This window comes from Hylemonella gracilis, assembly GCF_004328645.1.
In the GTDB taxonomy this organism is placed as follows: Bacteria; Pseudomonadota; Gammaproteobacteria; order Burkholderiales; family Burkholderiaceae_C; genus Hylemonella; species Hylemonella gracilis_B.
The window spans coordinates 2,421,186-2,437,609 of sequence record NZ_CP031395.1 but is presented as its reverse complement, the minus strand read 5'-3'; the positions used below and the strand labels follow the sequence as shown (position 1 = coordinate 2,437,609).

At 65.8% G+C, this 16,424-nt stretch carries 12 protein-coding genes; 5 read left to right on the top strand and 7 right to left on the bottom strand.

Going from position 1 to position 16,424, the window contains the following annotated elements; genetic code table 11:
• Window positions 1-43: 43 nt before the first annotated feature.
• Genes rsxB through DW355_RS11540 form a run of 3 tightly spaced genes read left to right on the top strand, consistent with a single transcriptional unit; the run spans window position 44 to window position 2,593 of the window.
• Window positions 44-778 (top strand): electron transport complex subunit RsxB, encoded by a 735-nt coding sequence (gene rsxB, locus DW355_RS11550; protein WP_131280249.1) that lies wholly within the window; start codon window positions 44-46, stop codon window positions 776-778.
• The gene (locus DW355_RS11545; RefSeq protein ID WP_131280247.1) at window positions 775-1,899 is read left to right on the top strand and encodes an AbrB family transcriptional regulator; all 1,125 of its coding nucleotides are present in this window, start codon (window positions 775-777) and stop codon (window positions 1,897-1,899) included. The genes rsxB and DW355_RS11545 overlap by 4 nt, the downstream gene beginning before the upstream one ends.
• Window positions 1,900-1,903: 4 nt before the next feature.
• Window positions 1,904-2,593, top strand: coding sequence for a LysE family translocator (locus tag DW355_RS11540; RefSeq protein WP_131280245.1), 690 nt, complete (start codon window positions 1,904-1,906; stop codon window positions 2,591-2,593).
• Window positions 2,594-2,639: 46 nt separating this feature from the next.
• Here DW355_RS11540 and DW355_RS11535 read toward each other — a convergent pair whose 3' ends face one another.
• The 7 genes from DW355_RS11535 to scpA all read right to left on the bottom strand — a co-directional run bounded on the left by DW355_RS11535 (window position 2,640) and on the right by scpA (window position 12,237).
• On the bottom strand, window positions 2,640-4,124 hold the full coding sequence (locus DW355_RS11535) for a methyl-accepting chemotaxis protein (protein WP_131280243.1): 1,485 nt from the start codon (window positions 4,122-4,124) through the stop codon (window positions 2,640-2,642).
• Between the two features lie 242 nt (window positions 4,125-4,366).
• A complete protein-coding gene (locus tag DW355_RS11530) occupies window positions 4,367-4,831 on the bottom strand; it encodes a VOC family protein (protein WP_131280241.1) in 465 nt (154 codons plus the stop codon).
• Between the two features lie 55 nt (window positions 4,832-4,886).
• Window positions 4,887-6,935 (bottom strand): acetyl-CoA carboxylase biotin carboxylase subunit, encoded by a 2,049-nt coding sequence (locus DW355_RS11525; protein ID WP_131280239.1) that lies wholly within the window; start codon window positions 6,933-6,935, stop codon window positions 4,887-4,889.
• A gap of 20 nt (window positions 6,936-6,955) precedes the next feature.
• Window positions 6,956-7,240 (bottom strand): helix-hairpin-helix domain-containing protein, encoded by a 285-nt coding sequence (locus tag DW355_RS11520; protein WP_131280237.1) that lies wholly within the window; start codon window positions 7,238-7,240, stop codon window positions 6,956-6,958.
• A 22-nt stretch (window positions 7,241-7,262) separates the two neighbouring features.
• Window positions 7,263-8,795 carry an acyl-CoA carboxylase subunit beta gene (locus tag DW355_RS11515; protein WP_131280235.1) on the bottom strand — a complete coding sequence of 511 codons (1,533 nt, stop codon included), beginning with the start codon at window positions 8,793-8,795 and terminating at the stop codon, window positions 7,263-7,265.
• Window positions 8,796-8,855: 60 nt separating this feature from the next.
• Window positions 8,856-9,962, bottom strand: coding sequence for a methylmalonyl Co-A mutase-associated GTPase MeaB (meaB, locus tag DW355_RS11510; protein WP_131282639.1), 1,107 nt, complete (start codon window positions 9,960-9,962; stop codon window positions 8,856-8,858).
• A gap of 88 nt (window positions 9,963-10,050) precedes the next feature.
• Window positions 10,051-12,237: a methylmalonyl-CoA mutase gene (gene scpA, locus DW355_RS11505; protein ID WP_131280233.1), complete on the bottom strand. Its 2,187-nt coding sequence runs from the start codon at window positions 12,235-12,237 to the stop codon at window positions 10,051-10,053.
• Between the two features lie 250 nt (window positions 12,238-12,487).
• On the opposite strand from scpA, the gene DW355_RS11500 reads away from it, so the two are divergent.
• Entirely contained in the window at window positions 12,488-14,308 is a 1,821-nt protein-coding gene (locus tag DW355_RS11500; protein WP_131280231.1) for a putative bifunctional diguanylate cyclase/phosphodiesterase, read from the top strand.
• A gap of 176 nt (window positions 14,309-14,484) precedes the next feature.
• Entirely contained in the window at window positions 14,485-16,386 is a 1,902-nt protein-coding gene (locus DW355_RS11495) for an AMP-dependent synthetase/ligase (RefSeq protein ID WP_131280230.1), read from the top strand.
• The last annotated feature ends 38 nt before the right edge of the window (window positions 16,387-16,424 follow it).

Sequence of the window (16,424 nt, the reverse complement as noted above, 5' to 3'; positions counted from 1 at the left end):
CCCGTCGCTGCAGGCCCGTGCCACGCCCTCGATAATCGGCGCCATGGTTGCCCGCATCGCCCAAGTCCTGGCCCACAAGATCCTCGACGCCCTGCCACAGACCCAGTGCCAACGCTGCGGCTACCCGGACTGCGCGGCCTACGCGCAAGCCATCGCCAGTGAAGGCGAGGCCATCAACCGCTGTCCACCTGGTGGCAGCGAAGGAGTGGCACGGCTCGCGGCCTTGACCGGACAAGCCGTGTTGCCGCTGGACCCGGTCTGCGGCAGCGAAGGCCCGATGACGGTGGCCGTGATCGACGAGGACTGGTGCATCGGCTGCACGCTCTGCCTCAAGGCCTGCCCGACCGACGCCATCCTCGGCGGCAACAAGCGCATGCACACCGTCATCGCGAACCACTGCACGGGCTGTGAGCTGTGCATTCCGGTCTGTCCGGTGGACTGCATCCACATGGACCCGGTGGGCGAGGCTGAAACGCAGCAGCGCACCGGCTGGGCCGCCTGGACGCAGGAACAAGCGACCACGGCACGCCAGCGCTATGACTTCCACCAGATGCGCATGCGGCGTGAGGCGCGCGAGAACGACGAACGACTGGCCGCCAAGGCCCGTGCCAAGCTGGCCGACCTGCCCGCACACAGTCTGCTCACCGACCCCGCCCAGCTGGAACGCAAGCGTGCCCTGATCGAAGCCGCCCTGGCGGCGGCCGCTCGGCGAGCCCAGGCCGCGCACCCGTCACACGAAGACGAAGCGCACCGACCCGATGCGCCAACCCAGGCATGAAATACCTGGTGCGCCTGGGCCCCTGGGCCGCGTTGCTGGCCCTGTCTGCCCTGCTCGTGGCCCCGCTGGAGCTGGCCAGGCTGCCCGCGGGTTTTCTGCTGGGTCCCATGCTCGCCGGAATCCTGATCCGGAACCTGAGCCTGGGCCCACGTGCCGCAGCTGCGTCAGAGGCACCCCGCCCGCAGTCGCCACGCGGCCCCCAGATCCCCCTGCTGGGCGTGAACCTGGCACAGGCCGTCGTCGGCCTCTTGATCGCGCGCACCGTCACGCCCGAGATCATCCGCACGGTGCTGGACCACTGGCCTCTGTTCCTCGGCTTCACGCTGTCCACGCTGCTGTTTTCGGCGCTGCTGGGCTGGTGGTTCACCCGGCTGCGCCTGGTGCCAGGCACCACGGCGATCTGGGGCTTGTTGCCCGGCGGCGCGGGGGCCGTGGTGCTGATGGCCGGCGAGTACGGTGCCGACGCCCGCATCGTCGCCTTCATGCAGTACTTGCGCGTGCTGGTCGTCACGGTACTGGCTTCGCTGATCGCCGGGTGGTCCGCGCACCCGTCCTCCTCGCCGGTCGTGGCCAATGATTGGTTTCCACCGCTTGCGACGCCAGGCTTCATGCAGACCGCGGCCTTGATCGTCGCGGCCATCGCCATCGGCCGGTTCTCACGCATCGCCAACGGCACGATGCTCGTGGCCATGGTCGCGGGTGCCATGCTCCACGACACGGGCCTGATGCACATCGAACTGCCCCCCTGGCTGCTGGCGACAAGTTTCACCGCGCTGGGCTGGAGCATCGGCCTGCGTTTCACGCGCGAGGTGCTGGGCAGCGCCCGGCGGGTATTGCCCGCAACGGTGTTGTGCATCGTGGTCCTGATCGCGGCCTGCGGCCTGCTGGGCTGGCTGATGGCCCACCTGCTCGGCACCGACCCGCTCACGGCTTACCTCGCGACCAGCCCGGGCGGCGCGGACTCGGTGGCCGTCATCGCGGCCTCATCCCCGGTGAACGCGCCCCTGGTCATGGCCTTCCAGACCGCGCGCCTGTTCGCCGTGATCGCAGTCGGGCCGGCGATGTCGCGCTACATTGCGACCCGTTTGGCGCCGGTTCGTCCCCCCCTCCCTTCCAATTGACCGGATGCCCACCACCACCACCCTGCTGCTCTTTTTCAGCTCGTCCCTGCTGCTGGCGCTGACCCCCGGCCCCACCATGCTGCTGACCCTGTCGAACGGCGCCACCGCGGGCATGCGCATCGCCGCTTTCGGCATGCTGGGCGCCAACCTGGGCGCCGGCCTGCTGATCACCGCGACGGCGTTGGGTCTGGGCGGACTGCTGGCAGCCTCCGAAGCCTGGTTCAACGCCTTGCGTGGCCTGGGCGTGCTCTACCTGTGCTGGATGGGCTGGCAGCTGTGGCGCGCCACGCCCCGGGCGCTGGAAGACCGCTGGGCACCGGCGACCGGTCCGGCGGCACAGCAGGCCCTGCGCCCGTCGACCCCGAGCGCCAAGTCAACAACCGGCGTCACCCCGACACCTCGCGCGGCCTTTCTGCGCAGCTTCAATGTCGCCATCTCCAACCCAAAGACGCTGCTGTTTTTTGGCGCTTTCCTGCCGCAGTTCGTTGATCCCTCGGCGCCACAGGCACCGCAGTACCTGCTGCTCGGCCTGATCTTTCTCGGGCTGGACACGCTGGTGATGCTGGCCTATGCCAGCGCGGGTCGTCAGTTCGTGCGAGTGCTGACGCAGCGAGGTGTGACGCTGCTCAACCGCGCCTGCGCGGTGGGCATGTGGCTGCTGGCGTCGGTGTTGGCCTTGTACCGTCGCAGCTGAACGCGGCGGTCCGCCGTGCCTTGGCGAGGCGTCGCGGCAGCTGGCCTTAAGTGGCGACCAATTCCTTGTAGACGCCGCAACCGACGTAAAGGTCATCCACCCGCTGGACATAGGACATCTTGGTCTGCACCCTGCCGGTCACCGGGTTGGTGATGTCGTACTCTACCCAGCCTGGTTCGCGTTCAGCCTGGCTTACGATGGCTTCCAGCAACCCCTGGCCGTCCACACCCGGAATATCCTGCACCCGCGTGCCGACCTTGGCCTGGTTGCCACCGAAGGCGACATAGTGCCCCTGACGGTCCAGGGCGAAGACGTACATGTCCCGGTCGTGGAAGCCTCGGCTCGGATTGGGGTCGGAGGCCGTGAGACCACGGGGATAGGCTTCGCGCGTGACCTGCTGACGGAAGGCCACGGCGCGCCGCACCAGGGTCAGGGCCTCGTCCGCCGTGCCCTGCTGCAGACGGAAGCTCGCCACCGCCTCCGCCAGCGTGGAAGCCCGCTCGCCCAGCTTCACGGCCTGCTCGACCGCGTGCTCCACCATGGACACGTTGCGCTGGGTGATCTCATCAAGCTGCTGGATGGCCGCCGTGATCTGGGACAGGGAACTGCTCTGCGCGACGCTGGAAGCCGAAATCTCATTCATGCGGTCAGAAACGCCCCGGATGCCCTCCACGATGCGCCCGATGTCGCCTCCCATGGCGCGGATCTGCGCCACGCTCTCACCGACCTGCCCGGCCGAGGACAGAATCAGCGCGCGAATCTCCTTGGCGGCGTCGGACGAACGCTGGGCCAGCGTGCGCACTTCAGTGGCGACCACCGCGAAGCCACGCCCTGCTTCGCCAGCACGCGCCGCCTCCACCGCCGCGTTCAAGGCCAGGATATTGGTCTGGAAGGCAATACCGTCGATCACGCCGATGATTTCATTCATGCGCTGCGCGCTGCCCTGGCTGGCCTCCACCGTGTGCACCACCCCAGTCATGGCCTGCGCACCGCCCTCGGCCACGCCGCGGACATCGGCGGCCTGGGCCGTGGCCTGCTGCGTGGCGACCGCGTTGCCCTGCACGGAAGCCGCCACTTCCTGCACGCTGCTGGCGGTCTCCTCGAGGTTGGCGGCCTGCTGTTCGGTGCGCTCGGACAGCTCGCGGCTGCTGTAGGCCAGGCTCTGGCCCGCCTGTGCCACGAGTGCTGAATTGCTGCGGATGCGCGCCACCATGGCCGAAAGGCTGTTCACCATGCCCCGGACCGCACGGTCCAGGGCCGCTACTTCATCACGCCCTTGCGCGGCGCCCAGGGTCCGGGTCACGCCACGCAGATCGCCCTGTGATGCCTGCTCCATCAGGCGCACGACGCGCCGCATGTCCGCGCTCAGACTCAGATGGAAAGATGCCATCAGGTAGAGCACCACCGCGCCCGCGAGCACGCTGCCTTCCCAGGCCCAGACCGTGCCCGCGCCGAGCCAGGGTGCCAGCACCGCGAGCAGCATGAACAGCAGCAAGAGCAGGAACTTGCCCAGCAAGGGCAGTCGTCGCATCAAGCGCACGCCGGGAGAAAAGAAGAATCGCACAGATCTTGTCCTGAGAGGGATGAGAAGACTTCCGTGCGCGATGGCATGCACCAAGGCACAGCCTCCTTGCGCCACCGGCTAGAACGATTGCAAATATCAGAAATACCGCGAGGGGCAGTATAGGTCGCAGCCTCCGCCTGAACGCCACGGGTTTGCCCCTAAGCAGCGCGCCGTGCCCGCGATGGCGGGCCACGGCGTGTCAGGCTCGATCAACCCAGCGCAGCGATCACGTCCGCAGGGGCCTGCACGAGTTCGATCAGCACACCTTCGCCCGCGATCGGAAACGCCTCGTTGCCCTTGGGGTGCAAAAAGCAGATGTCATGGCCGGCCGCTCCCTTGCGGATGCCACCGGGCGCGAAGCGCACGCCCTGCTCCGTCAGCCATGCGTAAGCTGTTGGAAGATCGTCCACCCACAAGCCCACGTGATTGAGTGGCGTGGCATGGACGGCAGGTTTCTTGTCGGGATCCAGGGGCTGCATCAGATCGACCTCCACCGCGTTCGGACCACGGCCGATGGTGCAGATGTCCTCGTCCACGTTCTCGCGCTCGCTCCTGAAACTGCCAGTCACCGGCACACCCAGCATCTCGACCCAGAGCGTGCGCAGGCGCGCCTTGTCCAGGCCGCCGATGGCGATCTGCTGCACGCCGAGGATCTTGAAGGGACGCTCGCTCATGGTGTTTCCTCCATCGGGGTCGGTTTGGAGCGCTCCGCGGATCGGCGCCGAATGCTCAGGCAAACTCGATGATGGGTTGGTCCACGACCAGGGATTCGCCCTTGGCCGCGAGCACCTTGCCCACCACGCCGTCGGCGGCGGCGAAGAGCACGTTTTCCATCTTCATGGCCTCGATGACCGCCACCCGCTCGCCGGCCTGGACCTTCTGCCCCGGCTGCACGGCCACGTCGACCAGCAGGCCGGGCATGGGTGACAGGACGTACTTGCTCATGTCCGGCGGTGCCTTGTGCGGCATGAGCTTGTGCAGCTCCGCCATGCGCGGCGAAATCACGAGGGCGTCGATCTGCGCGCCGTTGTGCCGCAGGCGCAAGGCCAGCGGGTTCTTGGCCGTGCCACGCTCCACCTGGGTGGTGAAGGGCCGGCCGTCCAACGTGCCCGCGATGATGATGTCGTTGAGCCGGGAATTGCTGCGGATCTCGTAGTTGTGCGCGCCCACGCGCACCCGGGCCGCGCCCGTCTCACCCACGAATTCGTCCACGTGCACGGGCACATGCGCGTGCTGGCCGTCGGCCGCCAGAATGATCACCACGTAGTCGCTGCCCGCATTGACCGCGTACCCTGGCAACTGGCCGGTCAGCGTGGTGGTGCGTTCACGGGACTTGCGGCGCACGAAGGCCGCCAGCGCGACCAGGAAGTCGGGGTCTTCATGGGCCACGCTGTCCGCGTTGAAGCCCTTGCCGTAATGCTGGGCGATGAAACCCGTGTTGAAGGCCCCGGCGACAAAGTCCGGATGCGCCAGCAGCGCGGCCTGGAAGGGTATGTTGCTGCTGATGCCCCGCACCACGAAACCATTGAGCGCGGCGCGCATCTTGGCGATCGCCTCCTTGCGGTCCTTGCCGTGCACGATGAGCTTGGCGATCATCGAGTCGTAGTGCATCGGGATCTCGCCGCCCTCCTGCACGCCGGTGTCCACGCGCACCCCGTTGAGTTGCTGCGTGTTGGCCTGCCACATGGTCTGCGGTGGCGGCGTGAAGCGCACCAGGCGCCCCGTGCTCGGCAGGAAATTGCGGTACGGGTCTTCGGCGTTGATACGGCACTCGATGGCCCAGCCATTGCGCTTGACGTCCACCTGCGCCAGTGGCAGCTTCTCGCCGGCCGCCACGCGGATCATCAGTTCAACCAAGTCCAGGCCCGTGATGCATTCCGTCACCGGGTGCTCGACCTGCAAGCGCGTGTTCATCTCGAGGAAGTAAAAACTCTGGTCCTTGCCGACCACGAACTCCACCGTGCCCGCGCTCTGGTACTGCACGGCCTTGGCCAGGGCCACGGCCTGCTCGCCCATGGCCTTGCGCGTGGCCTCGCTGATGAAGGGCGAAGGCGCCTCCTCGATCACCTTCTGGTGCCGGCGCTGGATGGAGCATTCCCGTTCGTTCAGGTAAATCAGGTTGCCGTGCGCGTCGCCCAGCACCTGGATCTCGATGTGACGCGGCTCTTCGACGAACTTCTCCATGAACACGCGGTCATCGCCGAAGCTGTTGCGCGCCTCGTTGCGGCAACTCGTGAACCCCTCGAAGCACTCCTTGTCATTGAAGGCCACGCGCAGGCCCTTGCCCCCGCCACCCGCGCTCGCCTTGATCATCACCGGGTAACCGACCTTCTTGGCAATCTCCACTGCCTCCTCGGGCGACAGAATGGGCGCGTTGTGCCCGGGAATCGTGTTGACCTTGGCTTCGCCAGCAAGCTTCTTGGAGGCGATCTTGTCGCCCATGGCCGCGATGCTGTGGTGCTTGGGGCCAATGAAGACGAAACCTTCGTCCTCCACGCGTCTAGCGAAATCTTCGTTTTCACTCAAGAAGCCATAACCGGGATGGATGGCCTGCGCGCCCGTCTGCTTGGCGGCGGCAATGATTTTGTCCGCCACCAAGTAGCTCTCGCGGCTGGGCGCCGGACCAAGCAGCACGGCCTCGTCGGCCAGCATCACATGCCGCGCGTCGCGGTCAGCCTCGGAATACACCGCCACCGTGGCGATGCCCATCTTCTTCGCCGTCGCGATCACGCGGCAGGCGATCTCTCCACGATTTGCAATCAGAATTTTCTTGAACATGTTCTTGTCCTGTCTCAGTGTTATCGGGCCAGCAGCGCCTTGCGCCGGGCCGTGAAATCCCACCACGGGCGGGCGGGCCCGCCATTCATGAACTCGTGCGCCGCCAGGAAGGCGTCCAGCACGCAGGGGTCGTGACGTTCCCCCATGGGACCGCGCAGTTGCTCATAGCTCGCCAAGGGGTCCATCGTCCGGACCTGTGCGGGCGTCTGGATACCCAGGCCGCGCAGATCTTGCGCCATCGACTTGCCGATGTTCGGAATGTCGGTCAACACGCGGGCCTGTTGTGCGTTCAATGCCTTGGGCATGGCAAAACTCGCGCGCAAACGTTCAGAGCGGAATGTTCCCGTGCTTGCGCCACGGGTTGTCCACCTTCTTGTCCTTGAGCATGACCAGCGAGCGGCAAATGCGCTTGCGCGTCTCGTGCGGCTGGATCACGTCGTCGATGTAACCCCGCGCGCCGGCCACGAAGGGGTTGGCGAATTTTTCCTTGTATTCGGCTTCACGCGCGGCGAGCTTGGCCGGGTCGCTCTTTTCCTCGCGGAAGATGATTTCCACCGCGCCCTTGGCGCCCATCACGGCGATCTCGGCGTTGGGCCAGGCGAAGTTCACGTCGCCGCGCAGGTGCTTGGAAGCCATCACGTCGTAGGCGCCGCCGTAGGCCTTGCGCGTGATGACGGTGATCTTGGGCACCGTGCATTCGGCGTAGGCGTAGAGCAGCTTGGCACCATGTTTGATGATGCCGCCGTACTCCTGGCTGGTGCCGGGCATGAAGCCCGGCACGTCCACGAACGTGACGACCGGGATGTTGAAAGCGTCGCAGAAACGCACGAAGCGCGCGGCCTTGATGCTGCTCTTGATGTCCAGGCAGCCGGCCAGCACCAGGGGCTGGTTCGCGACCACGCCCACGGTCTGGCCGTCCATGCGCGCGAAGCCAACGATGATGTTCTTGGCGTATTCGGGCTGGATCTCAAAGAAGTCACCGTCATCGACCGTCTTGACGATCAATTCCTTCATGTCATAGGGCTTGTTCGGGTTGTCCGGCACCAGGGTGTCCAGACCCAGCTCCATGCGGTCGATCGGGTCACCGCTCTTGCGCACCGGCGTCTTCTCGCGGTTGTTCAGCGGCAGGTAGTTGAAGAGGCGACGCAGCATCAGCAGCGCCTCCACGTCGTTCTCGAAGGCGAGGTCGGCCACGCCGCTCTTGGTGGTGTGCGTCAGCGCGCCGCCCAGTTCCTCGGCCGTGACTTCCTCGTGCGTCACGGTTTTCACCACGTCCGGACCGGTCACGAACATATAGCTGCTGTCCTTGACCATGAAGATGAAGTCGGTGATGGCGGGCGAGTACACCGCGCCACCCGCGCTGGGGCCCATGATCATGCTGATCTGCGGGATCACGCCGGAGGCCAACACATTGCGCTGGAAGACCTCGGCGTAGCCGCCCAGGGAAGCCACGCCTTCCTGGATGCGCGCGCCGCCGCTGTCGTTCAGACCAATCACCGGCGCCCCCACCTTCATGGCCTGGTCGAGGATCTTGCAGATCTTCTCGGCATGGGTTTCGGAGAGCGAGCCGCCAAAGACCGTGAAGTCCTGGCTGTAGACGAAGACCAGGCGGCCGTTGATCATGCCGTAGCCGGTCACCACGCCGTCGCCTGGCACCTTCTGCTCGTCCATGCCGAAATCGACCGAGCGGTGCTCGACGAACATGTCCCATTCCTCGAACGTGCCTTCGTCCAGCAGCACCTCGATGCGCTCGCGCGCCGTCAGCTTGCCCTTGGCGTGCTGCGCATCGATGCGCTTCTGCCCTCCGCCCAGGCGCGCGGCGGCGCGCTTCTTTTCCAGTTGTTCCAGGATGTCGTGCATGGTGTCCTCAGTCTGCTTTCTTGGCTCTCGGCTCTTGGTTGTCGTTTCTGAATTTCAGTATCAGGCGCTGGATGACGGGTCCGCACCCGCCCAGACCTGCAGCAGTTGCCGCGCAGCCGTCGATGCTGCCACACGTCCGGCCCGCACCTCCTCGGACAGGGCCGGCAGCAATTGCCTGATGCGCGGATCCGCGCGAAAGACCTGGCGCAGGCCACTGTCGATGCGCTCGCGCAGCCAGGCACCAGCCTGCTGTTCGCGTCGCGCACTCAGCGCACCGTTGCCGGTCTGCAAGGCACGGAATTGGGTCACGGCAGCCCAGAACAGGTCCACGCCCACGCCAGTCAGCGCGCTCAACTGCAGGACCTGAGGCTGCCAGATTTTCCCGTCCGTGCCCATCCGCTTTTGACCCGCCTTGCCTCGCGCGTCACCCTCGGACTGCGACATGCCGAGTGGTCCGGTCAAACCAGACGAGCGCCCGGGGTTGCCGTGCTGCGTCAACAGCCGCAAGGCCGAAGTGATCTGGGCTTGGGCACGGGTGGCTGCGGCGGTGTCCAGATCGGCCTTGTTGATGACCACCAGATCGGAGAGTTCCATCACGCCTCGCTTGATGGCCTGCAGGTCGTCCCCCGCGTTGGGCAGTTGCAGCAGGCAGAACATGTCGGTCATGCCGTGCACCGCCGTTTCGCTCTGCCCCACGCCCACGGTCTCGACGATCACGATGTCATAACCCGCTGCCTCGCAGACCAGCATGGCTTCGCGGGTCTTCTCCGCGACGCCACCCAGGGTACCGCTGCTGGGACTGGGCCGGATGTAGGCCTTGTTGTGCACGGACAGTTTTTCCATGCGAGTCTTGTCCCCCAGGATGGAACCACCGGACAAGGAGGACGACGGATCCACCGCCAGCACCGCGACCCGGTGGCCATGCGCGATCAGATACAGCCCCAGGGCCTCGATGAAGGTGGACTTGCCAACGCCCGGCACACCGCTGATGCCGAGACGGAAAGAACCACCCGTGTGCGGCAGCAACGCCGTCAGCAGTTCGTCGCCCTGGGCGCGGTGGTCGGCGCGCGTTGATTCGAGCAAGGTGATGGCCTTGGCAATGGCACGCCGCTGCTCGATCGGCGCTGCCTCCGTCAGCAAGGCATCCAGTAGATTCAATTCGCCCACCGCTGGCGCCCTTGCGGAATCCACTCGGCCAACTCCATGGCCAGCAGCGCCAGCCCCAAAGTCAGTTTCGCGGCCAGCAAGCCCGGGCTCATTGAACGCCTTGCGCCTTCCGGATCTGCGCCAGCACGTCTCGCGCGCTGGCCGGGATCGGCGTGCCGGGGCCGTAGATGCCCTTGACGCCGGCCTGGTACAGGAAGTCGTAATCCTGCTGCGGGATGACGCCGCCGACAAAGACGATGATGTCGTCCGCGCCCTGCTGTTTCAGCGCCTCGATGATGGCGGGCACCAGAGTCTTGTGGCCGGCCGCCAGCGTGGACACGCCCACGGCGTGCACATCGTTCTCGATGGCCTGACGCGCACATTCCTCGGGGGTCTGGAACAGGGGCCCCAGGTCCACGTCGAAACCCAGGTCGGCGAAGGCGGTGGCCACCACTTTCGCGCCACGGTCATGCCCGTCCTGGCCCAGCTTGGCGATCAGCACGCGCGGGCGGCGACCTTGCTGATCCGCGAATTGCGCGATGTCCTGCTTCAGGCTATCCCAACCCTCGGCGTCGTCATAAGCAGCAGCGTACACACCCGTCACCTTTTGCGTGTCGGCGCGATGGCGCCCGAAAACCTGCTCCAGTGCGTCGCTGACCTCGCCCACCGTGGCGCGCAGCCGGACGGCACGGATGCTGAGCTCCAGCAGATTGCCCTGCCCACTCTGGGCGGCAGCGGTCAGTGCGTCCAGCGCGGCCTGCACGGCCGTGGTATCGCGCGTGGCGCGAATCTGCTTCAGGCGGGCGATCTGCTGTTCACGCACCTTGTGGTTGTCCACCTCCAGGATGTCGATGGCCTCTTCCGAACCCTTGGACAGCTTGTATTTGTTGACACCGACGATCACGTCCTGGCCCGAGTCGATGCGGGCCTGCTTCTCGGCGGCGGCGGCTTCGATCTTCAGCTTGGCCCAGCCCGAGTCCACCGCCTGGGTCATGCCGCCCATGGCATCGACCTCCTCGATGATCGCCCAGGCGGCATCGGCCATGTCCTGGGTCAGCTTCTCCATCATGTAGCTGCCGGCCCAGGGATCGACCACGCTGGTGATGTGGGTCTCTTCCTGGAGGATGAGCTGGGTGTTGCGCGCGATGCGGGCGGAGAACTCCGTCGGCAGCGCGATGGCCTCGTCGAAGCTGTTGGTGTGCAGGCTTTGCGTGCCACCGAACACCGCCGCCATGGCCTCGATGGTGGTGCGCACGATGTTGTTGTAGGGATCCTGCTCGGTCAGGCTCCAGCCGCTGGTCTGACTGTGCGTGCGCAGCATCAGGCTCTTGGGATTCTTGGCGCCAAAACCCTTCATGATGCGCGTCCAGAGCAGGCGCGCGGCGCGCATCTTGGCGATCTCCAGGTAGAAGTTCATGCCAACCGCCCAGAAGAAGCTCAGGCGCCCCGCGAAGTCGTCCACGTCCAGGCCCTTGGCCAGCGCGGTCTTCACGTACTCCTTGCCGTCGGCCAGGGTGAAGGCCAGCTCCAGGGCCTGGTTGGCACCCGCCTCCTGCATGTGGTAGCCCGAGATCGAGATCGAGTTGAACTTCGGCATGCGGGTGGCCGTGTACTCGATGATGTCGCCGATGATGCGCATGCTCGGCGCGGGCGGGTAGATGTAGGTGTTGCGGACCATGAACTCCTTGAGGATGTCGTTCTGGATGGTCCCCGCCAACTGGTCCTGGCGCACACCCTGTTCCTCGGCCGCCACCACGTAACCCGCCAGCACGGGCAGCACCGCACCGTTCATGGTCATGGACACGCTGACCTGGTCGAGCGGAATGCCATTGAACAGGGTCTTCATGTCTTCCACCGAGTCGATCGCGACGCCGGCTTTGCCCACATCCCCGAAGACGCGTGGGTGGTCGCTGTCGTAGCCGCGGTGGGTCGCCAGGTCGAAGGCAACGCTCACGCCCTGCCCCCCGGCGGCCAGGGCCTTGCGGTAAAACGCGTTGCTTTCCTCGGCGGTCGAGAAACCGGCGTATTGGCGGATCGTCCAGGGCCGCACCGCGTACATGGTGGCCTGGGGACCGCGCAGAAAAGGCTCGAAACCGGGCAGCGTGTCCGCGTACGGCAGACCCTGCAGGTCCCGTGCCGTGTACAGGGGCTTGACCTCGATGCCATCAGGCGTCAGCCAGTTCAGGCTCTCCAGCGCCGCGCCCTTGAGCGACTTGGCCGCCGCCTGCTCCCAGGCGGAAAGCGTGGCCGACGGGCCTTCGTGTGCATCGGTACGGGATTCGGGACTGCGGCTCATGGTCTGCTGAACGCGCGCGCCCCAACCTGCCCGAGCGCGATCGCTTGTGTCTCCTTCAAGGTGTCGGTGAGTTTAACCCTTGCCCCTACCACCACCCCTGTCTGGTAGCCTGTTGCCTTCCCACCACTGAAAATGCCCGGACTTTCCCTCGAAATTGGTTTTTTGCTCTACATATGGCAGGATTTTTGCCTTATTCTGGTGGGTTATGTCATGGCCCAGGGAGCCCAAAAAAGCCAGGGGACGTATTGCATTGAACGAGCACCCAGACACCCATGCGCTGGCACAGGCCCGCGCGCAGCTGCAGCGCGAGATCGCCGAACGGCAGGCCGTTGAAACGCGTTACGAGGCGCAGATGGCGCAACTGCGCGCCGAACAGGCACGCCTGCGCGAACTGGCCGAAATGAGCTCGGAATGGTTCTGGGAAATGGACGAGGATCTGCGCTTCTCCAAAGTCTATGGCGGAGGGCTGCTGGTGTCGTCGTCCTCCACGGACGCGCAGAGCCCGCTGGGCAAACGACGCTGGGAACTCCCCATCGCCAATGTGGCTCCGGAGCAATGGACCGAGCATCGGCAAGTGCTGGAGGCACGTCGACCCTTCAAGGACTTCGTCTATCAAATCCAGTCCCCGCTGACAGGTCAGTTGCACTGGTGCTCCATCAGCGGCAAGCCCCTCTTCGAGAACGGTGTGTTCAAGGGCTACCATGGGATGGGGATCGACATCACCGAACGCAAGCAAGTCGAGATGCGGGTCGAGTTCCTTGCCTATCACGATGCACTGACGGGCCTGCCCAATCGGGCCCTGTTGCAAGACCGCATGCAGCAGGCGATTGCCCAGGCCGAACGCGCCCAGGAAGGCCTGGCGCTGGCCTTCATCGATCTCGACAACTTCAAGCGCATCAACGATTCCCTGGGCCATGCCGCGGGCGACGCGTTGCTGCGCGAAATCGCCGGGCGCCTGAGGGCTTGCGTGCGGGAAAGCGACACGGTGAGCCGCCAAAGCGGTGACGAATTCATCCTCGTGCTGAGTGGCGTGGACGGCGTGCAGCGCTGCATTCCCACGCTCGACAAGATCATGCGCACGTTGCAGGAACCCATGCATTTCGAGGGCAAGGAGATCAGCGCCTCCGCCTCCATCGGCGTGGCCTTCTACCCTCAGGACGGCGCGACCTTCGACGAGTTGCGCAAGAAAGCCGACCTGGCCATGTACCGCAGCAAGGACACGGGCCGCAACGCCTACTACTTCTACGACGAGGCGATGAACAACGACGCCGAAGAGCACCTGTTGCTGCGCAACGGCCTGCGGCTCGCGATCGAGCGCGGCGAGTTCGTCCTGCATTACCAGCCGCAGATGGACATCCGCAGCGGCCGCATGGTCGGCGTCGAGGCGCTGTTGCGCTGGCAGTCCCCCACTTTCGGATTGGTCGAACCGGGGCGTTTCATCCCCGTGGCCGAGGACAGCGGCCTGATCGTTCCGATCGGTGCCTGGGTGCTGGAGCAAGCCTGCCGTCAAGCCCGCGCCTGGCAGGACGATGGCCTGCCCGCGCTGACCGTGGCCGTGAACCTCTCGGCCGTGCAGTTCCGCCGGGACGATGTGGAAGCCACCGTGGACCAGGCGCTGGAGCGCAGCGGCCTGCCGGCGCACTGCCTGGAACTGGAATTGACCGAATCCATCTTGCTGCAGGATGTGGAACAGGTCCTGGCCTTGGTGCGCAGGCTGCGCCAGCGCGGCATGCACTTCTCCATCGACGATTTCGGCACCGGCTATTCGAGCCTGGCCTACCTCAGGCGCATGGACATCGACAAGCTCAAGATCGATCGCAGCTTCGTGCACGATCTGGACCAGACGGCGGACGCGGCCGCCATCGTCGAGGCCATCGTCGAGATGGCGCACAAGCTGGGCCTGCGCACGATCGCCGAAGGCGTGGAATCCACCGAGCTGCTGGACCGCCTGCGCGACATCGGTTGCGACGAGGCCCAGGGCTACCTGCATGCCCGCCCCATGCCCGCGCCAGACTTCGCGCGTTATCTGCACGCCCATTTCCAGGACCGCGCGCTGCCCCAGCCAGCCTGAACCTCTCGAACGGCGAACGTCGCCCCTCCGGGGCTTGCCCATTTACGCGCCAGGCTCGGGCCTTTCACGAGGTGCCACGCTATCATCGTGGGCTTCCCATTCAACGGCATCCCGCAGCGTTCGGGCTTGTCATGCCGACAGGGAAGCTACAAGTCGATATCTCCAGGTTCTCGCTCATGACGCAACATTTCACCCCGGCCTCCACAGCCACTCCCATCGACCCGATCCAGACGCTGCCCGAACTCCTGGCCTGGCGCGCCGCGCAAAGTCCCGAGCGTGAGGCTTACCGTGAATTCGATGCGAGCACGCAGCAATGGCGCAGCCTTACCTGGGGCCAGACCCTGCCGGAAGTACAGCGCTGGCAACGCGCCTTGACCGCCAGCGGCATCCAGTCCGGCCAGCGGGTGGCGATTCTGCTGCCCAACGGTTTCCATGCCATGCGCGTCGACCAGGCCACCTTGGCCCAAGGTGCCGTCCCCGTGCCACTGCATGCCATCGACAACCCAGGCAGCATCGCCTACATCCTCTCCGACAGCGCGGCCGGCCTCCTGATGCTGAGCCAGGTCGCGCAATGGCAGCAAATCCAGGCCGCGGCGATGCAGGCCGGCATCGCGCTGGACACGCTGCGCACGGTCGTATGCACCGAGGCTACGGCCCAGGAACTGGGCGCCACGGGAACGACGTCTCCCCAGCCGCGCCTGCTGGCGCTGAACGACTGGTTGAACGCGGGCAGGTCAGCCGGGCAGAACGGCGACGTGGCGGTTGCCACGCCCCCCGGACCGGAAGATCTGGCGACCATCGTCTACACCTCCGGCACCACGGGCAAACCCAAGGGCGTGATGCTCACGCACCGCAACGTGCTCGCCAATGTGAAGGCCATCTACCCTTGCGTGACACCGCTGCCGGACGATGTCTTTCTGTCCTTCCTGCCGCTGTCGCACACTTTCGAGCGCACCACTGGGTATTACCTGCCGATCGCGGCGGGCTCCGCCGTGGTCTATGCCCGCTCGGTGCAGCAACTGGCCGAGGACATGAAGCTGGTGCGCCCCACGGTGCTCATCTCCGTGCCGCGCATCTATGAACGCGTGCACGCCCGGCTGCAGGAAGTCTTGTCCAAGTCAGGGTTCAAGCAGCGTCTGTTCGAGGCCGCGCAGGCCAAGGGCTGGCGACGGTTTCGCGCCGCACAGGGCCTGAAGGGCAGCACAGCGGAAGACCAGATCCAGGCAGCCAAGGCTGGCTGGCTGCGCGTCCTGCCCTGGGTCCTGCTGCGCAAGCTGGTCGCGCAACCGCTGCTGGCGCAATTCGGTGGACGTATCCGCATCGCGGTCAGCGGTGGCGCGCCCCTGGCGCAAACCCAGGCACGCTGCTTCCTGGGCTTGGGCCTGCCCCTGCTGCAGGGGTATGGCATGACCGAGACTTCACCCGTCGTGGCGGCCAACCGACCGGACGACAACGACCCCGCCACGGTAGGCCGTGCCCTGCCAGGCGTGCAGGTGCGCATCGGCGACAACCGTGAACTGCAGGTGCGCGGCCCTTCGGTGATGCGCGGTTACTGGAATCGCCCCGAAGACACGGCTCGGGTCCTGGATGCCGAGGGCTGGCTGTCCACCGGCGATCAGGCTGAAATCGATGGGCAAGGACGCATCCGCATCCTGGGACGGATCAAGGAAATCATCGTCACCTCGACCGGCGAGAAAGTGCCACCGGGTGACCTGGAGCAAGCCATCCTGGCCGACCCCCTGTTCGAGCAGGTGTTCGTGGTCGGCGAGCAGCGCCCCTTCATCGCCGCCGTGGTCGTAGTGCAGGCCGAGGAATGGACCAAGCTTGCAAAGGGTCTTGGGCTGGTCCCCCAGGCCGAGCAGAGCCTCGCGGCCCCGGAGGTCCTCGCGGCCGTGCTCAAGCGCATCGAACGCGCCACGGGCAGTTTCGCGCACTATGCCGTGCCGCGCGCCGTCACGCTCACGCGCGAGCTCTGGACCATCGAAAATGGCCTGATGACGCCCACGCTCAAGCTCAAGCGCAACAACCTCATGGTCCGCTTTGAATCAGCCATCGAGGCGATGTACCGCAAGCGCTGAGCGGGCAAGCGGCGTGGCGGGCCCAGTCCGCTGCGCCT